The sequence below is a fragment of the Hallella faecis genome (genome assembly GCF_018789675.1).
Taxonomy (GTDB): Bacteria; Bacteroidota; Bacteroidia; order Bacteroidales; family Bacteroidaceae; genus Prevotella; species Prevotella faecis.
Window position 1 is genome coordinate 1 of sequence record NZ_JAHKBE010000087.1, and the last position, 6,290, is coordinate 6,290.

A 6,290-nucleotide genomic window follows, 5' to 3' on the forward strand; every position below is an offset into this window, starting at 1 on the left:
AAGGAATTACCGAATTATTTCACCTTGGCACAGAAAAGTTTTTTGGATGATGTCAGACGAAAAAGTTTTTGAAATAATTCAGGTAATAAGGCACTGATACTTGATACAATGCGGCTTGCACTAACTTTGCGACGGAAAAAGTAAGTGTGTCTGCTTCGTCCAAAATAAGAAGTGTAGAAAAGTGCAGAAAATCATGTAGTCGGTGTTAGGTAAAGGAAACAGGTGTCTATATCAGATAAACAAGCGATGAACAAATATCGTGCAGATAGCCGTTGAAGGATGGTCGGAAACTGAGCAACAGCATGAAGAGATTGGGGGTGCAAGTACGATGAAAAAGACGGAGAACGCACAAGGAAGGGAACATGAGGAAGGCACACCTGGGGATTAGGATGTCGAGAGTAAACGCAATACGGTTCTCGCAACGATTCACAGAAGCTAAAGAAAGAGGTAATTCAGCAAGGAGAAAAAAGAAGGACTGACCCTGCCGTCAATGAGCAGCCATCGGGCTCAACTTATGGCATGTAAGTTTAAGTTTAGAATTACTCATGTATATATACATGTTCTCCAAACTCAAATGTCATGACCTCAAATGGCTTAGAACAGGAACAGAGATTGAGTTTACAGGTTTATGAAAGCCATATATATGTATATGACGAAATAAACTTGTATGAATAGCTGATACTCCATTTTTCTTTCTCTTTACTGAAGAAAGTTAAATTTTGAGGTGTTTTGACTGATTTCAGTATAAAAATGCCACAATGAAAAGTATTTGTGGTAATTTTGCATCATCATTAGAACAGGTAATATAGATTGCAACTCATACATCTTATCGGCAAGATGTCGAACCAAGATAGAATTGCATTCTCCAAAAAGCATGAAAGCATATGCCAGAATGAACACATACAAGTTCTTCGAGGTGTTCATGTTGAACAACTGGATCTGCAGAACAAAGCAAGATTACGCTACGTTTTGATATGAGCACATAGCAATATCGTGTTATTGAATGTTAAATATGTTAATTTTACAATCTGCAAATTTAGGTTCAAAATGAAAAGAAGAGAAAGCAAAACTTAGACAAATAGCTGATAATCAAGCTAAAATGTTTTCAAAAGGACAACGGCTCAACTATCGTCCTTTTAACACGTAAAACACTGATAATCAGATGTGTTGAAAATCTGCGTGGGAAAGTGATTGCCTATTAAAAACACTCAACAAATCTCACATTCTATAGTTAAAGCGCTCACTCCGAGCGCTTTTTTTGTTTGCGGTCACTCTCGATAAAAATCGATGGTGACCGTTTTTGCGTCTATTTTCGTACCTCTCTCGTACCGCAAGGGAAAAGAGAGACTCTGAACGTGGGCAAGATGATGGAGGAATTTCACAATGGTGCGCTATCATTCACGATTATTCCTTTATCAAGATGTCTAACAGGAGGAAGTAACAACATGTTTAACCAAACTAATTGAGAAAATGACCGCAAGCAAAATCGAAATTCACAAAGTATGTGAGTATTGTGGGAAGACGTTTGTCGCATGGAAGTCTACGACACGTTTTTGTAGCAAGACGTGCAATTCAAGAGCCTACAAACAATTTAGACGAGAGCAACGAATTGCCGCAATAGAAAATGAAACAAACACCCGACCTATTGAGAAAATCAGAGACAAAACAATTTTGTCGCCAAAGGAGGTGGCAGTCCTATTGGGATTGTCTACTCGTAATGTCTATTACCTTATTGATAAAGGTTTGCTAAAAGCATCTCACATTAGCACTCGTATTACTCTCATTAAAAGAAAAGATATTGATGTGATGCTTGACGACAACCACGAAAAACGGAAAAGAAAATCAAGCCAACCTATCACCGAGTTCTACACAACCTCTGAAATTCTTCAGAAGTATGGCATCAGCGAGTCGGGGTTGTACAAGATTGCCAAGAGCGAGACTTTTCCGAAAGTGTTTCAGCGTGGCAAGTCTTATTGGAGCAAGAAACATATAGATTCTTACTTTGGCAAGAAAGCCGTGGATGCAAGCATCACGGAGTGGTATTCTGTGGCAGCCATGAAAGAGAAGTTCAACATGACCACAACAGCCGTCTATACTTTTGTTTCAAATTTCAAGATACCCAAGAAACGAATAAAGAAGGAAGTGCTCTACTCCAGACGCCATGTGGATATTGCCAAAGGAATAGCCGAACCTGACACGCCACAATATTACACCATAAAGGAAGCGATGGCAAAGTTTCATGTCACCCGCGACCAGCTTTATCATTATGCGAAAACCTACAACATTCCCAAGGTACAAGAAGGAAAGTATGTGAAGTTGTCCAAGAAAGAGTTGGACGAATTGTTTGCTCCACCGACTATCAAGGGATAAGGTTATGGTTATATCTTACTTGTCTGCAGTTATCTAACTAATAACCTAACACTGCAAAAATAACCGTCTTACTTTGCACGCACATTCAATCACAAAACATCAAAACGAAAGATATTATGTCACACTATCACACCTGTACCACGGTGTCGCTACTCCGACGCCCCATTACCAATGGACGCTTGTCCTTGTATCTTGACTTCTACCCTGCCATCCGCAATCCCGAAACGATGAAGATGACACGCAGGGAATATCTTGGCATCTACATCTTTGCCAAGCCAAGGAATGATGCAGAACGCGAGTTCAACCGCTCGATGATTGAGCGAGCCGAGGCAATACGCTGCATGAGAGTCACTTCGCTCATCAACGAAAAGTTTGACTTTCTTGACCATGAGAAGATGAAAAGCGATTTCCTCGCCTACTATAAGAAGAAATGTAGAGGACAAGACCAGAAATGGGACATTGTGTACAAACACTTCTTCAACTTTGTGCAAGGCCATTGCACTTGTGGAGAGATAACGGTAGATCTCTGCAAGAAATTCCGTGAATATCTGCTCGGAGCAAATCAACTCCGACTCACACATCTTAAAATCAGCAAGAACTCGGCAGCTGGTTATTATTCCACATTCCGTGGTTTCCTCAACATCGCCTATCGAGAAAAGATGAATAAGGAGAATGTGAACGATTTCTTGGAGAAGATTGAAACAGATGATGTGCGCAAGGAATTTCTCACTTCAGAAGAACTAAAGAAGTTGGCTGCTACTCCATGCGACATCCCTGTATTGAAACAAGCCTCGCTGTTCTCCTGCCTTACAGGACTGCGAATCAGCGACATTCTCAATCTCGCATGGGATGACATCCAGTTGGCTCCCGACCTTGGCTATTGCGTCCGTATCCGAATACAAAAGACAGACACGGAAACGATGCTCCCTATCAGTGATGAAGCTCTACAACTCTGTGGTGAACGCACAGAAGGTAGAGTCTTTCGTGGACTCACCAGAAGCATGGTGAATTATCCACTCCGCAAATGGATTGCAGCAGCCGGTATCAAAAAACATATCTCATTCCATTGCTTCCGTCATACTTACGCCACGTTGCAGATTGCCTCAGGTACAGATATTTATACGGTCAGCAAGATGCTTGTCCACAAGAATGTCACCACTACGCAAATCTATGCCGACCTTGTGAATGACAAGAAACGTGAGACGGTTGACAGGATTACCTTGAAATAAGCTGTCCTGAGTCTTTTATAAGTCCAAGTTTTATGGTTGAAGACGAAAGTTTTGGATTTTCTCTATTGCTTCTATTCTACCTTCTGAATAGAACCAAATTTACTTTTTACCCCTCAAAAAGGTTATTATCTGATAGTTCTTTCTATTATTTGCTTGGATGACCGATAACTTTGTATCAACAAAACTCACATAACCGCATCATATTATGAATATTACAAAGTTCGTATCTACCAACATTTACTTGATAATGACGCTATTGATTTGCGCCATCTCCTATATCTATGTCGTTAATGGATTGAAATGCCATATTGTTTTGGGAGTATGTTCCATTGGCATTGAAGGCATCGTCTCTTACTCTGTTTATGTAGTTCTGTTGTCAGTATGTAAGGAGGGAAAGACAAGGTACAAGACATTGAAAAGGAAGCCTATCAATCCAAAAGATACGGGCAAAAAGCCTAAGCCTATAATAACTGAAGAACGTGATGTTCCGCCTGTACAAGAGATTAATATCAAAGAAAATGATCGGCAGGAGGCTGTCACTCTATGCAAAGAATACATAAGAAGGGGTGTTGCTCAATATTTCCCAATGGACCTAACGCCCCAACTATTGCATTTGGTTGAAGAGTATGCCAGTGGCATCATAAGATGCACACCCATTAAGATTGGCATTAACGACACAAAAGGACTTCGCCCTATTGACTTCTACCACTTGATATGGAATCTGTGGACTCGCCTGGATGCCTTAGACCGTAGAGCTTCATGTCGTTTCATCAAGAACGCTTTTCCGATGATTCTTGAAAACACCAACGAGGAGACAATCTACCGAAAGATGAATGACACTTACGTCAGATGTACGATAGAGAATATTCCCAAAGACGAGCCTCTGGTACCATAAGAATGTGGTTACGGTTATTACTTACAAACAAGCGGTTATCTATGAAATAACCATCGGGATAAAGAATAACCACAGAACTTTGCAGCACGAAACATCAAAATCCAGAAAATTATGGACAATATCACATTCGAGGCAATGCCTCAGGCTATTTCTGAACTGATTCAGAAAGTTGACACGCTGCAAAGTACAGTAGCAGCGTTGCAGAAACATTGTAGCAAGCAACAAGTAGAACAGATGATTGGTATTGATGAAGCATGCAAGATTCTCAGTCGGGCCAAGTCCACGGTCTATGCACTCACGCAAGCGCATAAGATACCATTCTATCAGCCAGGTAAGATGCTTCAGTTCAAGCGTTCGGAGTTGATGGCGTGGATGGAGAGTGCCAGGCAAGACGCTTCTTCGCAAACAACAGAAAGTATTGCCGAACAGATGCGCAGTACAGTAAGACACAAGCCAAAATCAAATTGGGGAATGTAGCCATGGAGTATATCAAGTTGATTAACCGTTTTTGGGAGACCAACCGCAACACGCAGTTCACCATGGCAGAGACAACGCTCTACTTCTATCTGCTCAACGAGGCGAACCGCAACTATTGGCAGATGCCTATTGTTTGTGCTACGGCTATCATCTGTGCATCTACTGGTATGACTAAAGCCACACTCATCCGTGCTCGCAACGGACTGAAGAAGAAAGGACTTATCGGTTTTACGGAGGGTGTTCAACATTCTCGCGCCCCAACCTATCATATCCGCACATTTGAAACCGATGGCGAAACTGCTGACAGTACTGCTCATAAAACTGATGCTGAAACCACTCATGCAACCATTATTAAAGACAACAACATAAACAAAGAAATCTCTAATCACCACGCACGCATGAGCATTGACGATTTGGAAAGGATTCTGGTTGAGGATGTGGAATGGCAGAAGAACATCGTCTGCCAACTGAGCGACCTGCGTATATCAGAGCCAACGCACCTCATTCCATACATACACAAGTTCTTCGCCTACCTCCGCATCTGCAAAGTTACAGAAAAGGAAGAATCAGACTGCCGCAGTCATTTCTTCAACAAGATGAAAAAAGAATATCTCAAAACAAATAACAACAATTTTAACAAGCAAAATTATGAAAGTAAACGAAGTATTGAAGTCACAGTTACTTCACCGCAAGCCTATGAAGGCTCGTTTTAAGTTGCCGATAAACAGCGAAACGGCAGCTCAGTATCTGACAGCAGCCATATCGGCTGAAGTGGAATATCGCAACCATACATTTCGGAATGGCGATGAGTTACATAAACAAGTTGCAAGTGTTGCCCACTGGCTTTGCGGCATGTCCGGCAAGAACAGTCTCTTGCTTGCTGGCGGTTGTGGCAATGGCAAGACCACTTTTGTCTATGCCATGCAGAACCTCGTCAATCATTTTGGCATCAAGAATCAAGTGACAGGTCTAAACTTCGGCATCAGTCTCTACAATGCCAAAGACCTTGCCAACATCTGCAAAACACATCCCAAAGATTGGCGTTCACTCATGGACAAAGACATTCTGGCAATAGATGATCTTGGCACCGAGCCTCGTGAAATCATCGAATACGGCAATGTGCTCAGTCCCATTATCGATCTCATCTCCTACCGCTACGAACATCAGTTGCCAACCATCCTCACCTCCAACCTCACCCCTCAGCAAATTTCTGAGGTGTATGGCAAGCGCATCGGCGACCGCTTAAAAGAGACAACCGAGATTGTCGGCGCACCCGACAAACCCTGTGGAGTGCTGTGCAGATGCTAACCCAAAAACTA

General features: G+C 42.0%; 6 protein-coding genes. All 6 read left to right on the forward strand.

Annotated elements, in window-relative coordinates; genetic code table 11:
- Nucleotides 1–1,470: 1,470 nt before the first annotated feature.
- The 6 genes from KM934_RS12135 (at nucleotide 1,471) to KM934_RS12160 (ending at nucleotide 6,279) form a co-directional block, all read left to right on the forward strand.
- Nucleotides 1,471–2,370, forward strand: coding sequence for a helix-turn-helix domain-containing protein (locus KM934_RS12135; protein ID WP_215760864.1), 900 nt, complete (start codon nucleotides 1,471–1,473; stop codon nucleotides 2,368–2,370).
- A gap of 116 nt (nucleotides 2,371–2,486) precedes the next feature.
- Complete coding sequence (locus KM934_RS12140) at nucleotides 2,487–3,599, forward strand: site-specific integrase (RefSeq protein ID WP_215760865.1); 1,113 nt, start codon at nucleotides 2,487–2,489, stop codon at nucleotides 3,597–3,599.
- 205 nt (nucleotides 3,600–3,804) lie between these two features.
- Nucleotides 3,805–4,494, forward strand: a complete 690-nt coding sequence (locus KM934_RS12145; RefSeq protein ID WP_215760866.1) for a hypothetical protein — start codon at nucleotides 3,805–3,807, stop codon at nucleotides 4,492–4,494.
- Between the two features lie 111 nt (nucleotides 4,495–4,605).
- Nucleotides 4,606–4,971, forward strand: coding sequence for a helix-turn-helix domain-containing protein (locus tag KM934_RS12150; RefSeq protein ID WP_215760867.1), 366 nt, complete (start codon nucleotides 4,606–4,608; stop codon nucleotides 4,969–4,971).
- A 2-nt stretch (nucleotides 4,972–4,973) separates the two neighbouring features.
- The gene (locus tag KM934_RS12155) at nucleotides 4,974–5,684 is read left to right on the forward strand and encodes a helix-turn-helix domain-containing protein (protein WP_215760868.1); all 711 of its coding nucleotides are present in this window, start codon (nucleotides 4,974–4,976) and stop codon (nucleotides 5,682–5,684) included.
- Complete coding sequence (locus KM934_RS12160) at nucleotides 5,620–6,279, forward strand: ATP-binding protein (RefSeq protein WP_215760869.1); 660 nt, start codon at nucleotides 5,620–5,622, stop codon at nucleotides 6,277–6,279. The genes KM934_RS12155 and KM934_RS12160 overlap by 65 nt, the downstream gene beginning before the upstream one ends.
- Nucleotides 6,280–6,290: the final 11 nt, after the last annotated feature.

Bases quoted from the DNA above. Each gene is read 5' to 3' on its own strand.
- KM934_RS12145 (WP_215760866.1), top strand. From the start codon at position 3,805: ATGAATATTACAAAGTTCGTATCTACCAACATTTACTTGATAATGACG.
- KM934_RS12155 (WP_215760868.1), top strand. From the start codon at position 4,974: ATGGAGTATATCAAGTTGATTAACCGTTTTTGGGAGACCAACCGCAAC.
- KM934_RS12140 (WP_215760865.1), top strand. From the start codon at position 2,487: ATGTCACACTATCACACCTGTACCACGGTGTCGCTACTCCGACGCCCC.
- KM934_RS12160 (WP_215760869.1), top strand. From the start codon at position 5,620: ATGAAAGTAAACGAAGTATTGAAGTCACAGTTACTTCACCGCAAGCCT.
- KM934_RS12150 (WP_215760867.1), top strand. From the start codon at position 4,606: ATGGACAATATCACATTCGAGGCAATGCCTCAGGCTATTTCTGAACTG.
- KM934_RS12135 (WP_215760864.1), top strand. From the start codon at position 1,471: ATGACCGCAAGCAAAATCGAAATTCACAAAGTATGTGAGTATTGTGGG.